Genomic DNA, 23149 nt, shown 5'->3' with positions numbered 1-23149 from the left:
CTTTATAGGTATTATACTATAAAAAAGTAAGTGTGAACAGTATCCTAAGAAAAAAATGTGTCAATCCAGCAAATTTTTAATTTGAATGATATGTTCTGATTCTCAATTAGCTTAACTGATCGAAAATGTTTTTTTGTTTTTCTTCATCTATGAGTTTCAAGACCTCATCTGTTTTTTCGTACGATTCCCCGTACCATTTCTCATCTTTATAAGTATGAATGTTTTCATATGTCTGTTTCATGGCTTCAAGAATTTCTTCTTCTGATTCTGTTTTCGGTGACCAGTACAGAATCTCCATCTTGTTTACTTCATTCGTAGCCAATGACCGGCGCCGGTACCCAATTGACTGAGCATGCTTGAAATGCTCTCTTTGATAAAACCTCAGGCGTTTTTCTGTATCAGCATCATCTTCATCCACAGGCTCCACCTCGAGCAAGATCGGCTTATTTTTCTTTTTGAGCTTTGCGATCAATTTGCCGCCAAGCCCCTGCCCTCTTGCATCCTTAGACACATACAGATAATCAACAAAGATAAAAGAATCGAATTCCGCAAACATTAGTATATGATGTTTGCCTTCGTCTTTATGATAAATATCGCTCCGCTCTTTCAGAAGAGCTTCCATATGCGCTTTTGATTTCATTTCTTCAATTGGAAAGTACTCGCTAAGCTTTTCGTACCAGTTCATTGATTTGCTCCTTATGAGTTCATTGTCTTCATACTTTTAGATATACCCCATTTCTTCTTGTTTAAACAGCTTTACATCTATAAAGACGTACGAACTTCCGCCATGGTTTCATTTTTTTCAGCAAAAACCGGAGCCGGATGCTTCGTTCATTTTGAAGCGTATGCAAAAAGCTCTCATTGAGCTCGGCTTTCCCGCTTGTAATGAAGCAAGCGGGGCTGTGCCAGTGCAATAAGAAACGTCATGCCATACAATACTCCAGCCGTGATAAAAGCCATTTTCGCACCAGCCGCATCAGCCACGAGCCCCATGATGGAGTAGGTGATGCCAGACCAAGGAGTCAAAATCGCATTTTTGGCAGCCATGATCCCGATACGCCTCTGTTCCGGAATGGCCTCCTGCAGCACGGTTTCCTGGCAAATATCACGCACCTGATAAAAAGGCCCCATTGCAGCACAAGCCAGAGCGCATAAAAACGGAATTGGAGAAAATGAAAACAAAAGGGTCAGCACCGACATCACAAGCGAGCTGAACATAATCGCATAGCCCATGTTCTGCTCAAAAAAAGCAGAAAAACGAATGGCAATTATACTGCCGGCAATTGCACCTATAAAATAAGAAGCGTTAAACATTCCCCACCACACCTCTGTTTCATGCAAAACAGCCGCAGTGAATGCGAGAAGAATAGCAGACGACCAAACTGAACCCGCCAAAGCTTCTATCATGTCCATTACAGTAATATCTCTTACAACCGGGATGATCATTAAATCCTTCCATATACTCCTGGCAGATGCTGTTTCAGCTTTTTCATCAGTCTCTTCTTCATTTATATGGAGCAAACTGATGGAAACCCCCGAAAGAACAAACAGGCAAATGGCTGCACCTACAACGAGTTCAAACGGTACGGCATACGTCAGAAGGCCGCCTAGGCCCCAGCCTGCTGTTAAAAACAATTGATTCGAGAGGGAGATCACACCGTTCGCTTTCACATATTGCTCTTTTGGAACAATAATCGGCAGCAGCGCGAATCTTGCCGGCTGAAAAAAGGCGCCCGCAAAGGAAAAACAGAAGACAAACAGCAGCGTTATCCAAAAGAAAACCTGTCCGTGATGACTGACGCTGTATGCCATTAGTATTGTAAAGACCGCCCTCAGCAGATTTGCGAACACAAGCACCTTTTTAAAACCAAGATTGCGAAGCACCGGAGAGATGCAAAAGCTTGCCGCTATACTCGCAAACGACATGAACGATAAAACAAGACCAGCCAAAAAGACAGAGTCTGTCATTTGATAGACCCGGACCATTAAAACGATTGTGACAAGGACTCCTGCTAAAGATTGAAGGGATTGAGACAGTAGCAGTGCAAAAACATTTTTGTTATGCAGAAATTGAATCGTATTTCGCCTCCGCTTTTTCCTCTACTTGTAAATGTTATCATTCTCACTTTCTATGTAGGCGCAAAAAAATCCTTCAAGACATTTATCTTGAAGGATTGATGAATCATGAGTAAGCTTTAAATTCTGCTTCCGTACACATTACAAAATGTCCCGGTTTGACTTCACGGAATTCCATCGTTTCCCCATCTTTTAATTGATGGACGGACGGATCGTATTTCTGGCGGACACGATTTCTCTCATAGTCCGGATCAGGAAGCGGAATCGCTGAAAGCAATGACTTTGTATATGGGTGAAGCGGGTTTTCATAAAGCTCATCTGCCGGCGCAAGCTCAACCAGTTTCCCGAAATACATGACTCCGATACGGTCGCTGATGTATTTGACCATCGATAAATCGTGAGCAATAAACAGGTAAGTGAGCCCTTTTTCTTTTTGCAGTTCTTTCATTAAATTCACGACCTGCGCCTGAATGGATACATCCAAAGCCGAAATCGGTTCATCCGCAATAATGAATTCCGGATCAACGGCAAGAGCTCTGGCAATCCCGATTCTTTGACGCTGGCCGCCGGAAAATTCATGCGGATAGCGGTTCGCGTGTTCCTTGTTTAAACCGACTGTTTCCAAGAGCTCGTGGACCCGCTGCATCCGCTCTTTTTTCGTTTTCGCCAGCTTATGAATATCGAGACCCTCAGCAATAATATCAGCAACTGTCATTCTCGGATTCAAAGATGCATACGGGTCTTGGAAAATCATCTGCATTTTGCGGTTGAATTCCAGCAGCTTTTTCCGTGATTTTTTCCCGTGCACATTTTCGCCGTTGAACAGCACCTCACCATCGGTTGCTTCGTACAGCCGAATAATGCTTCGGCCTGTTGTTGATTTACCGCAGCCAGATTCACCAACCAGCCCTAATGTTTCACCTTTATAGATATCAAATGATAAATCGTCTACAGCCTTAACCGTTCCTCTCGGTGTGACAAAGTGCTGTTTTAAATGTTTGATTTCTAATAGTTTCTCAGTCAATTTATTCACCTTCTCTCACTAAGACAGGTTTTTCATACGTGTTTGCCAGTTTCCGCATTTTCGCTTTTACCGCTTCAGGCGGCTCTACCTTTGGCGCGTCAGGATGAAGCAGCCACGATTTGACATAATGAGTATCAGACACCTTAAACATTGGCGGCTCCTGTTCAAAATCGACTTTCATCGCGTAAGAGCTCCGCAGTGCAAAAGCATCTCCTTTTGGCGGGTTTGTCAAATCAGGAGGCGTGCCCGGGATTGCAGTCAGCTGTTCCTCTCCTGAGCTTTCCAGTGTCGGCATAGATGCCAGCAGCCCCCAAGTATACGGATGTCTCGGATCGTAGAAGATCTCGTCTACCGTACCGGTTTCTACAATTTGTCCCGCGTACATGACAGCGACCCGGTCAGCAACGTTAGCCACAACACCAAGATCGTGTGTGATAAAGATGATTGACGTGTCAATTTTCTTTTGTAAATCCTTCATCAATTCCAGAATTTGTGCTTGGATCGTTACATCAAGAGCAGTCGTCGGCTCATCGGCGATCAGTAGCTTCGGATTCGCCGCAAGCGCCATGGCAATGACAACTCGCTGTCTCATCCCGCCCGAAAACTCATGCGGAAATTGATTGACCCGTTTTTCCGGCATCGGGATTCCGACTAAATCCAGCAGCTCAACGGCGCGTTTTTTCGCCGCTTCTTTTGAGATCTTCTCGTGTTTAAAAAGCACTTCCGTAATTTGTTTACCGACCTTCATCGTCGGATTTAAAGAGGTCATCGGATCCTGGAATATCATCCCGATCTCTTTCCCCCGGACATTTTGCATCTCTTTTTCAGATAGCGGCACCAGATCCTTGCCGTCAAACAAGATCTCACCGCGCTTAAAATAACCCGGAGGCATTGGAATCAGCTTCATGATCGCTTGAGAGGTCACACTTTTTCCGGAACCTGATTCTCCGACGATGGCCAGCGTCTCTCCTTTATTCAGATGGAAATTCACTCCGCGGATCGCCTGAACCTCTCCGCCATATGTTTTAAATGATATCGCTAAATCTTTTACTTCTAATAGGCGTGTCACCCGTATCACTCCCTTATTTACGTAACTTAGGATCCAATGCGTCTCTTAATCCGTCGCCGACAACGTTAAAGCCAAACATTGTAATGCAGATAAATCCGGCAGGGAAGAATAAACGCCACGGATAATAGGTCAATGCAGGCAATCCGTCAGAAGCCATCGTTCCCCAGCTTGCCAGCGGAGCCGGAACACCAAGTCCCAAATAGCTTAAAAAGGCTTCTGTGAAAATCGCAGTAGGAACTGTCAATGTCATCGTGACCAAAATAGAACCCATTGCGTTTGGCACGATATGTTTAAACAGAAGACGGGATGTTTTTGCACCAAGTGTCTGTGAAGCAAGCACATACTCCTGATTCTTCAGCTGCAACACTTGTCCGCGTACAATTCTGGCCATATTAATCCAGCCCGTAATCGTCATGGCAATAATAATTGTAAATAGCCCTTTCGGAAGAACAACCATCAGTAAGATAACCATTAATAATGAAGGAACTGCCCAAAGGATATCAGCGATACGCATCATAATTTCATCGGTTCTGCCTCCGCGGAATCCTGAAATGCTTCCCCAAATGACGCCGATCAGCAAATCAAGAACAGCGGCTGCAACACCGATAAAGATTGAGATTCGAGCTCCTACCCATGTACGGACGAAAATGTCCCGTCCAAGGTCATCTGTTCCGAACCAATGATCTTTTGAAGGCGGCTTATCCGCATTTAAGAGATTAGTAGTTGAATAATCATACCTTGAGAACATCGGCGCAAAAATCGCCATAAGGATAATGAGCACAATAATGATAAGCCCGACCATTGCAAGCTTATTGCTGCGGAAGCGAAGCATCGCATCTTTCCAGAGGGAAAGGCTCTTTTTACTTATTTTTTCTGCATCGCCGGCATTCGCTGCGGCTGGTTCAAACATGTTTTTTGGAATGTTCTGCATGGCCTAGGCTCCTTTCTTTGCTTTGGAAAGCTTGATTCTTGGATCAATAATGCCGTATAACACATCTACGATTAATACACACAATAACAGGATGACACTGAAGAACACCGTTACACCCATAATGACTGTATAATCACGGTTTGTAATACTGTTTACGAAATGTGCACCAAGCCCCGGGATACCAAAAATGGTTTCAATAATGAAGCTTCCCGTTAAGACCTGCGCGGCCATCGGGCCCATGTATGTAACAACTGGCAAAAGCGCGTTTCGAATGGCGTGCCGCACTGTAACCGCTGGGCGGGACAGCCCTTTCGCTTTCGCTGTACGGATATAATCACTGTTCAACACTTCGATCATGCTTGAACGGGAAAGTCTGGCAATGAACGCCATCGGCATGGAAGCAAGTGCGATTGAAGGCAAAAAGGTGTATGCCCAGGACTCCCACCCCGCGACCGGAAACAGCCCAAGCTTCATGGAGAACACATATTGCAGAACAGCCGCCATGATAAAGCTCGGAACTGAAATACCAAATATCGTTAAAATCGCGACGGTATAATCCTGCCACTTATTATGGTAAAGGGCTGCAATGACCCCAAACAATACACCTAACGCTAAAGCGAGGAGAATAGCTTCTGCTCCAAGAGTGAATGAAACGGGGAAACCTGAACTGATCAGGTCGTTAACACTCTGACCTTTATATTTAAATGACGGTCCGAAATCCCACATTGCAACTGATTTCAAATAACTGACATATTGTACAAACAGCGGCTTGTCCAAGCCATAATGCGCATTTAAGTTTGCTTCAATTTCAGGCGGAAGCTTTTTCTCACCTGAAAATGGCCCGCCCGGTGCTGCTTGCATTAAGAAGAATGTCACAGTTACAATCACAAATAGTGTGATAATCATATAGACTAAGCGTCTTCCGATATATTTTAGCAAGGGGGAACACCTCCATGGTTTTTACATTTTTATACTCCATCAGTAAGAAAGGTATATGGGGTTTTTCTCCCCATATACCTTGAGGTCTTTTATTTTCAGACGAAGCCTTATTTAAAATATGCGTTTCTGAAATAAACCTCACCAGTACCTGGCATGATAACACCATTTAAGTTTTCATCCTGTACCCAAGTATCTGTATAGAAATAGATTGGGGCAACTGGCATTTCATCAATGAAAATACCTTCTGCTTTTTTCAGCAGCGCTGCACGTTTTGTTTTATCTGTTTCAGTTTGTGACTGGTTCAGAAGCTTTTTGAATTCTGGATTTTCCCAGCCAGTATCGTTATTTCCTCCGTCCTTGTCACGGAACAATTCTAGGAAGTTAATAGGGTCATTGAAGTCGCCGAGCCAGCCCATACGGCCGATTTGATAATCTTGGCTGTGGAGTTTATCAATATATACATTCCATTCTGAGTTATCAAGCTCAACATTCACGCCTAAATTTTTCTTCCACATTTCTTGTACAGCTTGAGCGATTTTCGCATGTGCTTCATCAGTGTTATAAGACAATTTGATTTTCGGCAGGTCAGATGCCTTGCTCAAGCCCATTTCTTTCAGGCCTTTTTCAAGGTATTCTTTTGCCGTTTTGATATCGTTGTCTTTGAAGTAGCCTTCTTTGTTATCTTCAAATCCCTTCATTGTCGGCGGCACCGCAGCCATTGCCGGGATTTGCTCTCCCTGTGTAACGTTTTTAACAATTGATTGACGGTCAAGCGAATATGTTAAAGCTTTACGGATATTTACGTTGTCTAACGGCTTAGCCTCAGTGTTGAATTTGTACCAATAGACACCTGCAATCGGCTCAACATGTAAAGAACCGTCTTTTTTCAAGGTAGGCAGAGATTCTGTAGGAAGCTGTCCGAGCGGCATACCGGCCCAATCAAGTTCTCCTGCTTGGAATTTTTTCAGTTCAGTATTGTTATTGTTGATCATAACCATATTAATGTTCTTCAATTTGACTTTGTCTTTATCCCAATACTGGTCATTTTTTTCAAGTTTGATAGATCCGCTGTGTTTCCATGCCGTCATTTTGAACGGTCCGTTTGATACATAATCATCTCCTGCATTTGTGTTCCACTTCTTATTTTTCTCTGCAATTTTCTTGTTGATCGGCATATACGTGTAGAACGCAGTTAATTCAGTGAAATATGGAGTCGGGTTATTTAATTCAACCTTTAGCGTTTTGTCATTTACAGCTTTTACTGCCACATCATCAAGGCTGCCTTTGCCGGTATTTGCCGCTTCAGCACCTTTTATGTAGTAGAGCTGGTAAGCGTATTGTGATTCGTTATTAGGATCAAGCGCCCATTTCCAAGCATATTCAAAGTCTTGTGCTGTTACAGGGTCGCCGTTTGACCATTTTGCACCATCACGAATTGTAAATGTATATGTCTTTCCATCTTTGCTCGTTTCAATTTTAGAAGCAGCGCCTTCTTCAGGCTCACCATCTGCATTGATACGTGTCAATCCTTCAAAAGTCTGACGGATGACACCGCCTGATACTGAATCATTTGCCAATCCCGGATGTAATGAGAACGGCTCAGTTTTAATATTAATGTTAAGTGTCGTCTTTCCTTTGCTGTCCTTTTTCCCTTCACCGTTTGACCCGCTGCCGCCAAAGCCGCAAGCGCTCAGCACGAGTGTGAAAATGAGCATCAACGTGACAATCGACCAACGTTTTTTCAATTCGCAAACCCCCTAATAATAATTTTTCAGCTCCTTACGGCTAAATCCTCAGAAATATCAGACAAATGAACCTGAGTTTCCATAACTTTTATTCTGTTCCGTCTTTTCTGATTATTTTTGTAAAAAAGCTGTAACAATAGAGTGAACAAGTTCATTATAATGAAACAAATAATTTATTGCAATATTATTTTATCAATTTAAAATATTTAAACTTCGTTAGTTTTTCTTCCACGAACATAATATCCTTCTACCATTTAAAGCATAAATTGATTAAAAACTATTTTACGGGTTTTTGGCTCATATTGCTTTTTACATATAATATCTTGTTATTTTCACGCTGATAGCAGTTATCATTTAGGGGTTTTACAGCTCCCCTGGTATTTATATCATTACAATGTTACTGGAAAAAAGAATGTTTTTTCATGATGACAATTGGTTATAATTGATTTATAATGAAGCAATCAAAAGAAAAGCGTGCTATGAAAAAGAGTAGTACACATTTCACCCGTTTGAAGAGAGTCTGCGGTGCTGGGAGCAGATAACGGGCAATGTGGAATGGACTTTGGAGCAGCTGACCGAACCCGAAAAGTAGGCTCAGCCGGAGCAGACTCCGTTACAAACGTCAGAGTGATTCCATTTTAATGGAATAATCAGGGTGGTACCACGGTTCATTCGTCCCTTTTTTACAGGGGAAGAATGAGCCTTTTTTATTACGTTTTAAGAAATGAGGTTGATTTTTTATGAAACAAACGATTTTTTCAGGCATTCAGCCAAGCGGCTCCGTTACGCTCGGCAACTATATCGGTGCAATGAAGCAGTTTGTCGAACTGCAGCATGATTATAACAGCTATTTTTGCATCGTGGATCAGCATGCGATTACCGTGCCTCAAGACCGGCTTCAGCTAAGAAAGAATATCCGCAATCTGGCGGCGCTTTACTTAGCTGTCGGACTTGATCCAGAAAAAGCAACATTGTTTATTCAGTCAGAGGTTCCCGCGCATGCGCAGGCCGGATGGATGATGCAGTGTGTCGCATATATCGGCGAGCTTGAACGGATGACCCAATTTAAGGATAAATCCAAAGGCAATGAAGCCGTTGTTTCCGGCCTGTTAACGTATCCGCCGCTGATGGCCGCTGATATTCTGCTGTACGGAACGGATCTTGTGCCTGTCGGCGAGGATCAAAAGCAGCACCTTGAGCTGACGCGGAATCTCGCGGAACGCTTCAACAAAAAATATAACGACATCTTTACCATTCCGGAAGTGAAAATTCCAAAAGTCGGCGCACGCATCATGTCTCTGAATGATCCGCTGAAGAAAATGAGCAAATCCGATCCGAACCAGAAAGCTTATATTACATTGCTGGATGAACCGAAGCTCCTTGAAAAGAAAATCAAAAGTGCTGTAACAGATTCTGAAGGCATTGTAAAATTTGATAAAGAAAACAAACCGGGCGTTTCCAACCTTCTTACGATTTATTCAATCCTCGGCAATACGACAATTGAGGAGCTTGAAGCAAAGTACGAAGGGAAAGGCTACGGCGAGTTTAAAGGTGATTTGGCAGAAGTCGTGGTTAACGCATTAAAACCGATCCAGGACCGCTATCATGAACTGATTGAATCTGATGAATTAGACCGGATTCTTGATGAAGGCGCGGAACGGGCGAACCGGACAGCGAACAAAATGCTGAAAAAAATGGAGAACGCCATGGGTCTTGGCCGAAAAAGACGCTGATCAAAAAAACCGCTCTATGCAAAGAGCGGTTTTTTTCAGTTTACCTTCGATTCGTTTTCCATTTCCCATAGCTTTTCGAAAAAAGGCTGTCCTTTTATCAGATTTTCGCAAAAAGCCAGATGCTTGTCCGACCAGCCTTCAATTGTTTCGTTATACAGCATGTCCCAAATCTCTTCAAAGCTCATCCGTTTGATTTGTTCATACATATGCGGGTTCCACTCTGTGTACCAGTAGCCGATTTCAGCGCGGTTTTTCAGCCCTTTTAATTGGTCAAGCGCCATAAACATCAGCTGCTTGATTTGCCGCTCTTTTCTTGTTAGTCCTCTGACGTGCTCTGGCGCTAATGATAAAATGTGATATTCTTTGGAGGATTCCAGCTTCTTTGGCTCAAATTCATATGTTTCAGGCTCCACATCTTTTACCATTTCATAAACGAGCTGCTCCTGTCTTGGGATCAGACGGCTTTTTCTGACAGGGATCGTGTAGCCGATCGTGTCGACAGCCAAAATGCCAATTCCGTCTGTTACGACAAAACAATACTCCAGCTTTGTCCGCTCGTGATTTTTCCGAATGTACGATTTCTGATGTACGTCTTCAAGCAAACCTTTCGGAAGCTCAGACAGATCGTTTTCTATGTAATGAAACAGTACCGACGGCACCCTTAACAGCGGCACCTGATCCAAAAGCTCAACCGTATCTTCCTTGCGCCATTCGTGAAAGTGGCATACATTGTAGCCATTTTCTTCCCCTTCAAACCAATTGACCCACACATCATGAAGAAATAACATCTCTAACCCCTCACTTTTATAAAAACTGTTGTCCACAGTATAGGCAAGGGACAGAGAAATTATTCCAAAGAGATTGAGGAAATCTGGAATCTCTGGGTTTATGTAAGAATCACAAAAAGCAGATCTCTTTGTATATTTTCTGACAAAAAGAGATCTGCTTTTCTTCGGTTTCGTTATATTTTGTAACCAATATTGTATTCATTTTATTTAATATTTTTCGGGTCCAGTGCATCCCGAAGGCCATCACCGACAAAGTTGAAGCACAAAACGGTAATTAAAATAAATAGCCCGGGAAATAATGGGTACCACCATGCTTGAATCATTAATGTAAAGTTTTGAGCATCCTGAAGCATATTTCCCCAGCTTGCGATTGGCGGCTGGATTCCGAAGCCCAAGTAGCTTAAAGTTGATTCAGCTAAAATGACACTGCCCACTTTTAAAGTAGCGGAGACAATTATTGGCCCAATACAATTCGGTAAGATATGCGAAAAAATAATTTTGTAATTTTTGGTGCCTATTGTTTTAGCAGCCAATACAAATTCTCTTGACCTAAGAGATAGAAACTCACCTCTGACAAGCCTCGCTGTTGTAGTCCAACCCGTCAGAGAAAAAATTAAAATTAACTTATCCATTCCCGGTTGAAAAATTGTCACTAAGGTAATAAGCAGAAAAATATCCGGAATAGATAAGACTACATCGACAGCCCTCATCAATACAGCATCTACTATCCCTTTAAAATATCCTGCTAAGGCGCCAACAACGGTGCCTATAGTAATCGCACCAACTACTGAGACAAAGCCGACCAATAAAGACACACGAGCCCCATATAACACCCTTGTAAATATATCGCGCCCAAACTTATCTGTCCCCATTAGATTTTTAGGGCTTGGCGGCTTCAATTTATTTAAAAGAGATTGACTCTCAGGCGAGTAAGGCGCAATAAAAGGGGCAAAGACCGCCATTAAAATGATAACTGTTAAAATGATACCACCTATAACAGCAAGCTTATTTTTGAAAAACTTCTCAAAAAAGATCCTAGTCATTGTTTCTGGTTTTTTTCTAATATTTTCTTTTAGCTTTACCTCATTAGAGGGAGCCGCAGTGTTTGGATGTGCCATATGTGCCTCCCCCTTTTAATATTCAATTCGCGGATCAACTAATGCATACAAAATATCCGCAATCAAGTTTCCCAGTACAACCAAAACAGCAGAAATAACAGTCATGGCCATAATAACCGGATAATCTCTAGAGAATGCCGAATCAATAAATAATTTCCCTAATCCAGGCCAAGTAAAAATCTGTTCAACCACGACAGCACCTCCAATAAATGAAGGAATCATCAATCCGAAAATTGTAATAACAGGCAGAAGGCCATTTCTTAAGCCATGTTTGAAAATAACTTTATTTTCTTTAAACCCTTTTGCTCGAGCTGTTCTTATATAATCCTGCTTTAATACATCTAGCATACTTGATCGTGTATAACGAGTAATACCAGCCATATCAGCAGTTGCTAAAACAAACGCTGGCAAAATTAAATGATGGATCCTATCAAAAATGTTAAAGTCAGTGTTTAAAGTGCTGACACCCCCCGTAGGAAACCAACCGAGATTTACGGAAAGAACCATAATAAGAATTAATCCGAACCAGAAATTTGGGATAGCCAGCCCTAAAAATGACGTGACAGTTATACCATAGTCAAGCTTAGAATAAGGGCGTTTTGCAGAAAGAACACCGAAAGGAATTGAAATCAGAAGAGCAACAAGAGTTGAAAAAACCATAAGCACCAAAGTATTCGGCAAACGTGAAAGGATTAGATCGGAAACTGGTGTCCCCTTTTTAACAATAGATGTCCCGAAGTCGCCCTGGAGCATATTTCCAAGCCATTTTAAGTATTGAACAGGCTCTGGGTCATTGAGTCCATACTTTTCAATGAATTTCGCTCTGTCAGCTTGGCTGATTGTCGGGTCCATCATTAATGACATCGGGTCACCTGGCGCCGCTTTCATTATCGCAAATGATAATATTGTAATGCCCAAAAGGATTGGCAGAGACATTAATGTTCGACGAACAATATATGTAACCATCTTCTTGTCCCCTTTTCTAAAATAGGATAAAGAGGAAAGGATACTGGATCCTCACCTCTCTAGGGATTTAATTATTATTGTTCAAGCCACCATTTTTCAATATGATACAAGTCATTCTTTGGATGGAATACATAGCCGTGCATGTTTGTCGGGATTGCCCTATGATAATTGTAATAAAATAAGAATGAATAAGGCTGATCCTCTGCAATTAATTTATAGATTTCTTCGTATTTTTTCTGATATTCTTTTCTGTCTGTAATAGATTTAGCTTCTTCCAAAAGTTTATCGACTTTAGGGTTCTTATACCATATGTTATTTAATCCGTTCTTTGATTGACTGGAGTGGAAAATCGAAAATTGATCCGGAAATGTAGCCAAGCTCCAGCCAAGCAGCAAAGCATCATAGTCCCATTTCGGTGCACTTGTTTGTTCAATAAGTGCACTAAATTCTACAATTTGCGGTTTTGCTTCAATTCCCACTTCTTTTAGTTGCTGCTGAACAACAACCGCTAAATCTTCCCGAATTTTATTGCCTTGATTTGTCTTAATGGTAAACGAAAACTTCTTTCCATCCTTATCAAGGTAACCGTCTCCGTCTGTATCTTTCCATCCCGCTTCTTTCAAAAGCTTCTTAGCTTTTTTAGGATTGTAATCAAATGTAGGTACATCACTTTTCGGGTAATTCCAAGATAGCGGACTTTCAGGAACGTTTGCGACTTCACCATCACCGTTTAACACTTGATCCACCATTGCTTTTCGATCAAGTGCATGCGTAAGAGCTTGGCGGACTTTTTTGTCTTTAAATAATTCATTTTTTTCATTCCAGCCAATATAGCTGTAATTCAAACCAAGATCTGATTTAACTTGCACATTATCAAATGTCTTGACTGTTTCGAAATCAGTACCCGGAACAACAAAGAAATCAATATCTCCAGCCTTTAACTGGGCAACAGCTGCATTTGAATCCGGAATTGTTTTTACTGTAACTGTATCTAAATATGGTCTTCCGCCGTAATAATCTTCATTAGCTTCAAGTTTTACATAATCTCCTTTTTTCCATTCAGCAAACTTGAATGGACCCGAACCAATCGGATTCTTTCTATTAAATTCATTTTCGCCTAGATCTGAAACTGGTACTTTCCCTAAAATGTGTTTGGGCAGAATACCGTAACTATCTAAAACAACATTGTAAAAATACGCATCCTTTTTCTTTAATTTAAATTCAACTTCATAATCACCTTTTTTCGTCACTGACTTAAGTGACTCAAAACCAGAGCCGCGTTCACCATTATAATCCTTGTTTATGGGGATGCTGTATGTGAAAACAACATCATCCGCTGTAAGTTCCTTCCCATCATGGAATTTTACACCTTTTCTAATCTTGACATTATAAGTCAGACCATCCTTGGATTCTGTCACTTTCTCGGCTAGCGCAGGCTTCACATTTAGTTTTTCATCTGTTTCTAATAATGTACTATAGATCATCCCTTCAATATCTGAACTGGCGACATCTGTAGAATAGAGTGGATTAAACAAAGTTGGCTCCCCAGTTGAACCAACAACCAAATCCCCGCCTTGCTGCGGTTTGCCTGCTGATTTTTTCTCGCTGCTGCTGCTCGATTTTGATCCCGAGCAGGCCGATAAGAAGATGGCCAAAACCATCAATACACTTAGCATCATCAGTGCGGTTTTCCGTCTTTTCATTAGATATTCCCCCTCTTGAAATGTTCGTTCTTCTCAGCTGTTGTTTATGTAGTGCGCATACCCCCTCTCAAAGCTGTGCGGGCAATAATTAGCTATAAAGGTGACAAGCCACAAAATGGCTGGGAGCAGCTTCTTTGAATTCTGGTATTTGTTCCTTGCATATCGGCTTTGCGGCAGGACATCTTGTGTGGAAAACGCAGCCTTTTGGCGGATTGGCCGGACTTGGCAGTTCTCCCTTCAAGACGATGCGTTCCCGTTTGACAGAACCTTTTCTTCTTGTAACCGGGACGGACGATAGAAGTGCTTGGGTGTATGGATGAAGCGGATTGTCGTAAAGCTCATGCTTGCCGGTCAGTTCCATCATTTTGCCAAGATACATAACTCCGACTCTGTCGCTGATATGGCGGACGACACTTAGATCATGAGAGATAAATAGATACGTCAGATTAAATTCTTCCTGCAATTCTTCCATTAAGTTAATCACTTGGGCCTGAATGGATACATCAAGTGCGGAAACCGGTTCGTCTGCAATGATCAGCTCTGGATTCAAAGTGAGCGCTCTGGCGATGCCGATCCGCTGACGCTGTCCGCCGGAAAATTCATGGGGATAACGGCTGGCAAACGATGGGTGAAGACCTACTCTCGTAAGCAGTTCTTCGACTTTCTCGTTTCGTTCACGCATCGTATACATGTGGTGCGTATTAAACGGCTCCTTTATGATAGAACGCAGCGTTTTTCTTGGATTCAAAGAGGCAAATGGATCTTGGAAAACCATTTGAATATTTTTGCGGACACTTTTCCGCAGCTTCTCCTCTGACAGGTTGGAAATATCCTGCCCTTTAAAAAGGATTTGGCCTTCAGTTGGTTTATACAGCCTGATCATCGTCCTGCCGGCAGTCGATTTTCCGCAGCCGGACTCTCCAACGATTCCGAGTGTTTCTCCTTTTTTTAACGAAAATGAAACACCGTCCACCGCTTTTACATCGCCGACTTTTCTTTGAAAAAGGCCTGAGCGGATCGGGAAGTATTTTTTTACGTCACGAAGCTCTAAGATTGTTTCTTGATTAGCTGCTGTCATGATTGTTCGGCACCCTCTTCCTCATATAAAAAGCATCTCACTGTTCTTCCGCTTTTGTGCGTTAAAAGCGAAGGCTGATGTGTCCAGCATTTATCCATTGCTTTCGGACACCTTGGAGCAAAACGGCACCCCGGCGGCAGATTATCTGGTGTCGGCACGCTGCCTTTAATCGCATTTAATTTATCAATCTCTCCATCTATGACAGGAATCGATGTAAGCAGGCCTTCTGTATAAGGATGAAGCGGCTCTAAAAATAAATCGTCAACTGTAGCGTTTTCTACGACTTGTCCGCAGTACATGACAATCACTCTGTCGGCTGCTTCCGATACAACACCTAAGTCGTGTGTGATAAGAAGAATTGAAGTATTGAACTTCTGACAGAGATCTTTCATCAGCTCCAGAACTTGGGCTTGTATTGTCACATCAAGCGCTGTCGTCGGTTCATCGGCAATGAGCAGTTTAGGGTTACAGCTGAGTGCGATGGCAATCATCACCCTCTGTCTCATTCCGCCCGACAGCCGGTGCGGGTACTCCTTCATAATTTGCTCGGCCCGGGAGAAACCGACCATCTGTAAGAGTTCAACAGCTCTCTGACGGGCTTCTTTTTTCTTCATGTTTTTATGGTAAATCAGCACTTCGGTAATTTGTTCTCCGATTGTTAGCACCGGATTAAGGGAGGTCATTGGTTCCTGAAAGATCATGGATACTTCGTTTCCGCGGATTTTGCAATAGTCGTTTTCAGTGAATGAGGTGAGGTCTTTGTCTTCGAGTTTAATAGAGCCGTCCATGATTTTTCCGCCTGAGCTTTGGACGAGGCCCATAATTGATAAAGAAGTAATGCTTTTTCCGGAGCCCGATTCACCTACAAGCGCGACGGTTTCGCCTTTGCTGATGTGAAAATCGACTCCGTCAACCGCAGGGATCGGCTCCTTTTTTCTAAAAAAATAAGTCTTTAAATTATTCACTTCTAAAAGTGTGCTCATGCTAGCTCCCCTTCCCCCTCTTGTTTCAAACGTTTTCAAGAGAAAGCAATCCCTTTATTCAGAAATAATAAATAATATTGAATTATCGAAAAATTTTATAGTTGTATATTATTACAATCATTTTGCAAAATCAAGAATTTTTTAGGATAAATGTAATATTATTAATGGAATTCCATTATTTTATTCTTTTAAAGCGTTGCATCCAGAAAGGTTTCAGCAGGAATGGACAGCCCGTCTGCCGTGTTTGCCTTGTTGGCTGTTAAATATTTTTTTACAATATTGAATCCGACTGCGTATCCAAGCATTTTCGGCTGATATCCTTTGCCGAATAACAGCTGGGAGAATAATCGATTATCCCGTTTGATATCCTGATGGGGGGCAATCTTTTTTTCGTATAAAGCTTGCAGCTGCTCCGGGGTATACCAAGACGTCCATTCAGCCATTTGACTTCGGCCGAACCTCTCATATACAGCATATTCTGCAAGCCCTTCCATGATGATTGTATCAAGTAATGTGACATCCTTTTCCTCTTTTGTCAGATGATCTAACCGGCAAACGTGATGATATTCATGTGTCATCAGGGCAGATACCGATGCAAAATCCAAATCTGACGAGAGAAAGAGGAACATTTTGTCTTGAAAGGCGAGTCCTGATTTTGATCCAAATTCTAAGCGAATTCTCCTGTTTCGTTCATCAACCGGCAGCGTGACAATTGGTACATCAGGACCTTGCCATTTGTTTTTCAGGTACTGTTCTTCCTTTTGAATATGCTCGTAAAAACCTTTTTCTTTCAGCTTGGAAGCAGTATGAATTCCTTCTTTTATGTTTTTAAACATCCCATGATGCTGAAGGTGGCCCAGAATGCCTTTCCAGTTCTTTTGCTCCACACCTGAAAAAAGCGGTACAATGTAATGCGCCAAATCATCTATTGAAGCAGCCTTCCCGAGCCAGCTATATGTTTGTTCCACACTCATGTGATCGCCTCCTCTTTTTTATCCTATGCGCACAAAAAAAACCGGCTACCCTTTAAGGGCAGCCGGTTTGGCGTGATTATGATTGATATTTCTTAAAGATTAATGTTGCATTGTGTCCGCCGAATCCCAATGAGTTGCTGAGAACATAATTGAGATCCTGTCTGCGGGCTTCATCAGGCACATAATCTAGATCGCATTCTTCGTCTGGTGTTTGAATATTGATTGTCGGTGGGATCACACCTTCTTTAATGGCAAGGACAGAGAAAATCGCTTCAATACCGCCAGCTGCTCCTAAGAGGTGGCCTGTCATCGATTTTGTAGAGCTTACCGCAAGTTTATGCGCATGCTCGCCGAAGACGGTTTTAATCGCCATTGTTTCGTATTTGTCATTGTAATACGTGCTTGTCCCGTGAGCATTGATATAATCAATTTCTTCAGGGGCAATGCCCGCATCTCTAATGGCTTCTTGCATCGCTCTCGCTCCGCCTTCACCGTCTTGTGCCGGTGCTGTGATATGATAAGCGTCTCCCGTTGAGCCGTAGCCGACAATTTCTCCGTAAATCTTAGCGCCGCGGGCCAGGGCATGCTCAAGTTCTTCAAGAACGATAATCCCTGCACCTTCACCCATGACAAAGCCATCACGGTTTTTATCGAATGGGCGGCTTGCTGTTTTCGGATCTGGATTAGTAGACAACGCTTTGTTGGCGCTAAAGCCCGCGAATGACATTCTTGTCAGCGGCGCTTCTGTTCCGCCTGTGACCATAACGTCTGCATCGCCGCGCTGAATGACTTTAAACGCGTCACCGATTGAATTCGTTCCTGTAGCACATGCTGTAACGGTACAAGAGTTAACCCCTTTTGCTCCTAATGCAATAGAAATCTGGCCTGTCGCCATATCAGGAATCATCATTGGCACGAAAAACGGGCTTACACGTCTTGGGCCTTTTGTTAAGAAAATTTCAAATTGAGACTCTAGTGTTTCAAGTCCTCCGATTCCGGAGCCTACCCAAACACCGACTCTCGGTGCGATCTCATCGGTAATGTTGAGATCTGCGTCTTCAACTGCCATTTTCGCAGCTACAACCGCATATTGAGTAAAGCGGTCCATTTTTCTAGCTTCTTTTTTATCCATATAATCTTCAACATTGAAGTCTTTTAACTCAGCGGCTACTTTTGCCGGATATTCTTCAGCATCAACACGAGTGATCGGACCGATTCCGGACACACCGTTGATTGCGTTATTCCAACTTGTATCGACGTCGTTGCCAAGCGGAGATAATGCTCCAAGTCCTGTAACAACTACTCTCTTTTTACTCATCTTGTGTGCACCTCACCTTTTTTTATCGGCCCCAGCGGATTGCAATGGCGCCCCATGTTAATCCTCCGCCGAACCCTACCATAACGACCACATCGCCGTCTTTGATTTTACCAGCTTCCAATTCTTCTACAAGTGAGATCGGAATGGATGCGGCAGAAGTATTTCCATATTTATGAACGGTTTTAGACATCTTTTCGACAGGAAGCTCTAAACGCTCGCGAGCGGCTTCCATAATACGGATGTTCGCCTGATGCGGAATCAAAAAGTCGACGTCCTCTTTTGAGAGTCCGGCTTTTTCAATGACATTTACGCATGATTCGCCCATTTGGCGGACTGCAAATTTGAAAACTTCTCGTCCATTCATGATTGTATGTCCTTTTTCATTCAGATACAAGTGCTGACCGCCTGTGCCGTCTGCTCCTAGTTCAAATGAAAGGATTCCTCTGTCATCACTGACTGGCCCGACTACCGCAGCGCCCGCTCCGTCTCCAAACAGAACGGCTGTGTTGCGGTCTTCCCAGTCTGTAATGCTTGAGAGCTTTTCTACACCGACAACAAGAACATGCTTGTAGGTTCCGGATTCAATAAATTGCTTACCGGTTACAACCCCGTACATGAAGCCTGCACAAGCCGCGCTGATATCCATAGCACACGCTTTCTTCGCGCCGAGCTGTTCTTGAATCATACAAGAGACCGTAGGAAAAGCCTGATCAGGTGTAACAGTTGCAACCAGAATCATATCCAGGTCCTCAGCTGCCACTTCAGCTTGTTCCAGCGCCTTTTTCGCTGCTGCAACAGCCATATGTGATGAATACACATCATCTGCGGCAATTCTTCTTTCTTCTATTCCTGTTCGTGTACGAATCCACTCGTCAGAAGTTTCAACCATTTTTTCAAGATCTTGATTTGTTAAAACCTTCTCAGGAATGTAACGTCCAACACCAAGTATTCCAGCTTTCATAAGGGAAGACTCCTTTATATCGTAAATTTAGAAGATCAATCGGTTGTGATCAATTATTAGTATCAGGTACTAATTCTATCCTATTTTTTTTCACATGGCAATATATTCGTCTAAACTATCAGTTCATCTTACTCATAGAGTATGGTATATGGAAAGGAGGCGTATGCAGTTGGATGTGTTTTCAAAGATGATGTTCGGCGATTCCGCAAAACAAACAGCAGAGAAGGAAGAACAGCAAGAGGAGGTTTCCCAGACAAACGAAGAAGAGACGATTAATTACATGCATATTATGGACCAAATCGGTTCAATTATGAACTCTCTTGATCAAATCAAGCCCGCTTTAAAGGAGCTTGCACCGATGATTTCCGCTATTAAAAAGAAAATCATGTGAAAAGCCACTTTCAAAAAAGTGGCTTTTTCTTATTCGGTTTCAGATTTCGCGTCAGACTTGCCAAGCTCATAAGCTTCCGCCATTACCGTTGTAAATAGATTCATAAACGGCTGGATGGCCTCCATTGACAGCTCAATGCCTGATTTTTCAAGCTGTTCTTTCGCTTCAGGCAGATATTTCATGGCAATTTGCAAGAACTTCAGTGATTTTTCGTGCTGCATGTGAAGTCACTCCATTACTCATTTTTTGGCAGTTCGCCTGTTTTGTTGTACGTTTTGATCAGCTTGGCGATTCTTTGCTGAAAGTCTTTATCGACAAGCGGACTGAATGTTCCCATTTCAACAACTCCCGTTTTCAGGTCGTAGTAATGATCTCCGCCTTCAAGGGTGCCTTTGTTGAATTGCTCAGCGATGATTTCATAGGCCTTGTCCACATTTTGCACCGTGCTGGTTAATACGGTATTCTCGCCCAGATCTGATTGATCTGTTACATAGCCGATGGCATAAAGGCCGTCTTTTTTGATTTGCTGAATGACAGGAACATTATACCCGTCTCCGGCGGGATACACAACATCCGCGCCTTCGTTCTTCATTTTCTGATAAAGCTTTACTGCCGTCGAATCATCATCCCAATGATCCGTATATTTCGTGTTTACTTCTATATCAGGGTTTTCATATTTGGCACCTTTGATAAAACCGTCAACCTCTGGCTGCCACGTAAAGGAAGCAATCACGCCGACCTGATTCGTTTTCGACATATGGGCAGCTGTCATTCCTCCAAAAAAGCCCATTGCTTCGCCGCTGAAATGGACACTCGTCACATTATCACCTTTCGCTTCCGCATTAGAAATGACAAATTCCATATCTGGATAATCTTCGCTGACCAAGTTAAATACCTCTGCATATTCACTTCCATGGCCATAGAGAAGGTTGACGCCCCGCTTATGAAAATCCTCAATCGCATTTATGATATCTTCATCTGTTTTAACGCCTTCTTTATAGTAGACGTCCACATTGTATTTTGATTGTATATTCAGTAATCCTTTATACCCTTTTGTGCCCCATACGAGGTCATTAATCGTATCAGGAAAGAGCATGCCGACCTTCTCAATTTTTCCTTTAAACGGAGTTTGTCCACATCCGCTCAATAAAAGGAGGACAGAAAAGATCATGACAAGCCTTGTGATCAAGTCATGTTCAACTCCTTTTGACAAGCTATAACATGTATTATTTTTATACGTTTATTGTATCTAGAAACCTCGAAACATGGAAGGTTTTTCTTAATATTTGTCGAAAATTGATGAAAATTGTCTTTTCCACTCGACAATTTTTGTTTTTGCTTCTTCTTTCGAGGTTTTTTGTGTGACTTGCAATTTAAAAATCTGATTATTGCTTTTATCACGGCTTGGTTCAAGCAGAAACCTCAGCAGTTCGTCTGCCACATCGTCTGTGTAAAAGCCGTCTTCCTCAGTTTCTTCTTTCCAAGGCCCATACATTTTCGGAAGGATCACCGCTTTTTCTGAACCTGTCTTTTTCATTTTTTCCCATTCTGTTCGGTCTTGTTCATATACTAATACATAGGGAGAATCATATTGGTCTAAGGGCAAGCCGCCGAACTGGATACAAATTGTATCATATTTTTGATCTCCAATACGTTCAAGCTGGCGAAAGAGTCCATTTCTCCCAAGCCACATGAGTCTTTCTTCTAGGTACATTTGCCTCATTTCATCTTCTGTTTCAGCCAGAATAACGTCAACATGTATGCCTTCATCCATCATTCGCTCGCATAATGAAAGGCCGAAAAATTCGTCCGCACCTACAATCAGCGTTGATTCCATTGCATCTGCCGCCCTTCCGGTTTTTCATTTCCCAAAGCAAAACAGCCTCCGCAAAAGAGAAGGCTGTTGTTATTGTATTCTCTATAACTCTTTTTCATGACTGTGAAAGAATTTGCAGATTGATGCATATATTCTGCTTGGATGCTCAAATAAGTGAAATGTCATGTCGACCGGTGAGCCTTGCTTCTGCTGTTTTTCCTTGAATACTTCGGCATGTACGCTGTACGGATAGGGAGCTCCGGTCATTCGCTGCCATATATGAACCGGCACGCCGCTCGGATAGCTATCAATTTTTTTGTAACACAGCGCTTCCGCTTCTTTTTCAGAAATTCCGTAGCTTTCCGATACTTCTCTCAAAAATTGTTTATAGAAAAATTTATTTTCTTTCTCCGATTCATAATGTGCATGAAGATCGAGACAAGGATTCAACATTGCGGCTGAGCGGATATGATCCGGGGAAAAACGAAGCAGTTCATCGGCCACGAGAGCACCCATGCCTTCTGCTAAAATATGAATCTTCGGATTGAGGATTTCCTGCTTCAGCACGGAATGTATGAGCTGTTTGGCATAGGTGACCGCTTTTTCCGCACCCCAATGCCTTCCGAACAGATTGCTGTTAAAAAGGGTATATCCTTCATTCCTCAGCATGTTCAGAAGCTGATTTCGGCCGTAATGCTGAAGCCAAAAGCTTGAATCATTCCCGACAAAGTGGGTTCTGTCCCCTAAGATAAAGATGCCGAAGCCGTTCGGGCGATAGGGCAGATGAATGACGTTATGCTCCGTTCCCAATTGAAAATACCTTTCCGTTATTCCCATCGCTTGCCCGCCTCCTTTCACACTTCATCTCACGCTATCATATGTAGAAAGAAAAGAAACGAATAAGGTAAAGTCCTAGCCTTTTACAGTTTTGGCTATTATACCGATTGACGATTTTTTATATTTTACCATTAAAATGTGACGAATCAGACTCTTTTGTCACCTCACTTTCTTCTAAAATTGGATTCCCCCTTCGCTTTTTGTATGGTATGATAGCTTCTAGAATAGAATGAGAAGGACGAGGTGGAAACGTGCGATATATTATTGCCTTTATTTGGACGTTCCTTTTATCACATATGGCATGCTACTTGATTGCCAGCATGAACAGCGCTGCGTATAATTTCAAAACATCATCTGTAATTGCTGTTGTACTGTATGTCTTAATCATGGTTTTAGCAGAAATCATGCCTATGAACAAAAATGCAAGCCAGCATTAAAAGCCAAAAACCCAAAACAATTCATTGTTTTGGGTTTTTTCTTGATCACGGCTTTCTTTTATATGTCCACAGCCGGTTGTGATTTGATGTTTCAGGAAACATATCCCCTGCTGAGAGATGGACCTTTTGAGGGTTTTTAACCATACTCCCCGTCTCGCCGATTTCAACGTAGATGCCATTGTTGGGCGCTTTTTGTCCGGGCCGGAATTGATGCTGCTGTCCCACTGTTTTTCCTCCTTTTCCTTTTTGCTGTAGTATGCGC

24 protein-coding genes and 1 other annotated feature are annotated in these 23149 nt (G+C 42.5%); of the genes, 3 read left to right on the top strand and 21 right to left on the bottom strand.

Translation table 11 applies throughout. The features are described 5' to 3' along the window. Window positions 1-106: 106 nt before the first annotated feature. The 7 genes from LWH95_RS17815 to oppA all read right to left on the bottom strand — a co-directional run bounded on the left by LWH95_RS17815 (window position 107) and on the right by oppA (window position 7784). Window positions 107-685, bottom strand: coding sequence for a GNAT family N-acetyltransferase (locus LWH95_RS17815; RefSeq protein WP_003239283.1), 579 nt, complete (start codon window positions 683-685; stop codon window positions 107-109). 173 nt (window positions 686-858) lie between these two features. Then, window positions 859-2076: an MFS transporter gene (locus LWH95_RS17810; RefSeq protein WP_232920094.1), complete on the bottom strand. Its 1218-nt coding sequence runs from the start codon at window positions 2074-2076 to the stop codon at window positions 859-861. 106 nt (window positions 2077-2182) lie between these two features. Further along, window positions 2183-3100, bottom strand: coding sequence for an oligopeptide ABC transporter ATP-binding protein OppF (gene oppF, locus LWH95_RS17805; RefSeq protein WP_019258058.1), 918 nt, complete (start codon window positions 3098-3100; stop codon window positions 2183-2185). A gap of 1 nt (window position 3101) precedes the next feature. Next, entirely contained in the window at window positions 3102-4178 is a 1077-nt protein-coding gene (gene oppD / locus LWH95_RS17800) for an oligopeptide ABC transporter ATP-binding protein OppD (RefSeq protein WP_232920093.1), read from the bottom strand. A 4-nt stretch (window positions 4179-4182) separates the two neighbouring features. Continuing rightward, window positions 4183-5100, bottom strand: a complete 918-nt coding sequence (gene oppC, locus LWH95_RS17795) for an oligopeptide ABC transporter permease OppC (protein ID WP_003232954.1) — start codon at window positions 5098-5100, stop codon at window positions 4183-4185. A gap of 3 nt (window positions 5101-5103) precedes the next feature. Next, the gene (gene oppB / locus LWH95_RS17790) at window positions 5104-6039 is read right to left on the bottom strand and encodes an oligopeptide ABC transporter permease OppB (RefSeq protein ID WP_003239289.1); all 936 of its coding nucleotides are present in this window, start codon (window positions 6037-6039) and stop codon (window positions 5104-5106) included. 107 nt (window positions 6040-6146) lie between these two features. Beyond that, a complete protein-coding gene (oppA, locus tag LWH95_RS17785) occupies window positions 6147-7784 on the bottom strand; it encodes an oligopeptide ABC transporter substrate-binding protein OppA (protein ID WP_003239291.1) in 1638 nt (545 codons plus the stop codon). Between the two features lie 470 nt (window positions 7785-8254). After that, window positions 8255-8467, top strand: a binding site (T-box leader). Window positions 8468-8524: 57 nt separating this feature from the next. Here oppA and trpS point away from each other — a divergent pair. Next, window positions 8525-9517: a tryptophan--tRNA ligase gene (trpS, locus tag LWH95_RS17780; RefSeq protein WP_003239296.1), complete on the top strand. Its 993-nt coding sequence runs from the start codon at window positions 8525-8527 to the stop codon at window positions 9515-9517. 35 nt (window positions 9518-9552) lie between these two features. Here trpS and LWH95_RS17775 read toward each other — a convergent pair whose 3' ends face one another. From LWH95_RS17775 to fabH, 9 genes are all read right to left on the bottom strand, one after another. Continuing rightward, window positions 9553-10305, bottom strand: a complete 753-nt coding sequence (locus tag LWH95_RS17775) for a YjbA family protein (protein ID WP_003239298.1) — start codon at window positions 10303-10305, stop codon at window positions 9553-9555. Between the two features lie 203 nt (window positions 10306-10508). Beyond that, on the bottom strand, window positions 10509-11423 hold the full coding sequence (gene opp4C / locus LWH95_RS17770) for an oligopeptide ABC transporter permease (protein ID WP_019258053.1): 915 nt from the start codon (window positions 11421-11423) through the stop codon (window positions 10509-10511). A 15-nt stretch (window positions 11424-11438) separates the two neighbouring features. Beyond that, complete coding sequence (locus LWH95_RS17765; RefSeq protein ID WP_133487929.1) at window positions 11439-12389, bottom strand: ABC transporter permease; 951 nt, start codon at window positions 12387-12389, stop codon at window positions 11439-11441. A 74-nt stretch (window positions 12390-12463) separates the two neighbouring features. Then, complete coding sequence (locus tag LWH95_RS17760; protein WP_133487930.1) at window positions 12464-14092, bottom strand: peptide-binding protein; 1629 nt, start codon at window positions 14090-14092, stop codon at window positions 12464-12466. Between the two features lie 88 nt (window positions 14093-14180). Then, window positions 14181-15170 (bottom strand): oligopeptide ABC transporter ATP-binding protein AppF, encoded by a 990-nt coding sequence (gene appF, locus LWH95_RS17755; RefSeq protein ID WP_003239305.1) that lies wholly within the window; start codon window positions 15168-15170, stop codon window positions 14181-14183. Continuing rightward, complete coding sequence (gene appD / locus LWH95_RS17750; protein ID WP_003239306.1) at window positions 15167-16153, bottom strand: oligopeptide ABC transporter ATP-binding protein AppD; 987 nt, start codon at window positions 16151-16153, stop codon at window positions 15167-15169. Before appD ends, appF begins: the two co-directional genes overlap by 4 nt. Before the next feature lie 188 nt (window positions 16154-16341). Beyond that, window positions 16342-17127 (bottom strand): DUF2268 domain-containing protein, encoded by a 786-nt coding sequence (locus tag LWH95_RS17745; RefSeq protein ID WP_019258051.1) that lies wholly within the window; start codon window positions 17125-17127, stop codon window positions 16342-16344. A 76-nt stretch (window positions 17128-17203) separates the two neighbouring features. Then, entirely contained in the window at window positions 17204-18445 is a 1242-nt protein-coding gene (fabF, locus tag LWH95_RS17740) for a beta-ketoacyl-ACP synthase II (protein ID WP_100274989.1), read from the bottom strand. A gap of 22 nt (window positions 18446-18467) precedes the next feature. Next, entirely contained in the window at window positions 18468-19406 is a 939-nt protein-coding gene (gene fabH / locus LWH95_RS17735) for a beta-ketoacyl-ACP synthase III (RefSeq protein WP_060398369.1), read from the bottom strand. Between the two features lie 163 nt (window positions 19407-19569). On the opposite strand from fabH, the gene LWH95_RS17730 reads away from it, so the two are divergent. Continuing rightward, complete coding sequence (locus LWH95_RS17730; protein ID WP_080010764.1) at window positions 19570-19797, top strand: hypothetical protein; 228 nt, start codon at window positions 19570-19572, stop codon at window positions 19795-19797. 29 nt (window positions 19798-19826) lie between these two features. Here LWH95_RS17730 and comZ read toward each other — a convergent pair whose 3' ends face one another. The 4 genes from comZ to LWH95_RS17710 all read right to left on the bottom strand — a co-directional run bounded on the left by comZ (window position 19827) and on the right by LWH95_RS17710 (window position 22450). Further along, entirely contained in the window at window positions 19827-20018 is a 192-nt protein-coding gene (gene comZ / locus LWH95_RS17725) for a ComZ family protein (RefSeq protein WP_232920092.1), read from the bottom strand. A gap of 14 nt (window positions 20019-20032) precedes the next feature. After that, entirely contained in the window at window positions 20033-20986 is a 954-nt protein-coding gene (gene med, locus LWH95_RS17720) for a transcriptional regulator Med (protein WP_019258048.1), read from the bottom strand. A 90-nt stretch (window positions 20987-21076) separates the two neighbouring features. Further along, on the bottom strand, window positions 21077-21634 hold the full coding sequence (locus tag LWH95_RS17715; RefSeq protein ID WP_232920091.1) for a hypothetical protein: 558 nt from the start codon (window positions 21632-21634) through the stop codon (window positions 21077-21079). An 81-nt stretch (window positions 21635-21715) separates the two neighbouring features. After that, window positions 21716-22450, bottom strand: coding sequence for a hypothetical protein (locus LWH95_RS17710; protein ID WP_133487936.1), 735 nt, complete (start codon window positions 22448-22450; stop codon window positions 21716-21718). Window positions 22451-22701: 251 nt separating this feature from the next. Here LWH95_RS17710 and LWH95_RS17705 point away from each other — a divergent pair, with 251 nt between their 5' ends. Continuing rightward, window positions 22702-22887 carry a YjzD family protein gene (locus LWH95_RS17705; protein WP_003224551.1) on the top strand — a complete coding sequence of 62 codons (186 nt, stop codon included), beginning with the start codon at window positions 22702-22704 and terminating at the stop codon, window positions 22885-22887. Window positions 22888-22932: 45 nt separating this feature from the next. Here LWH95_RS17705 and LWH95_RS17700 read toward each other — a convergent pair whose 3' ends face one another. Then, window positions 22933-23112: a YjzC family protein gene (locus tag LWH95_RS17700; RefSeq protein WP_003239319.1), complete on the bottom strand. Its 180-nt coding sequence runs from the start codon at window positions 23110-23112 to the stop codon at window positions 22933-22935. Between the last annotated feature and the right edge of the window lie 37 nt (window positions 23113-23149).

Source organism: Bacillus sp. G16 (assembly GCF_021282335.1).
Lineage (GTDB): Bacteria > Bacillota > Bacilli > Bacillales > Bacillaceae > Bacillus > Bacillus inaquosorum.
Note: the sequence above shows the minus strand (reverse complement) of the source record. Positions and strands in the feature narration are given on the sequence as shown.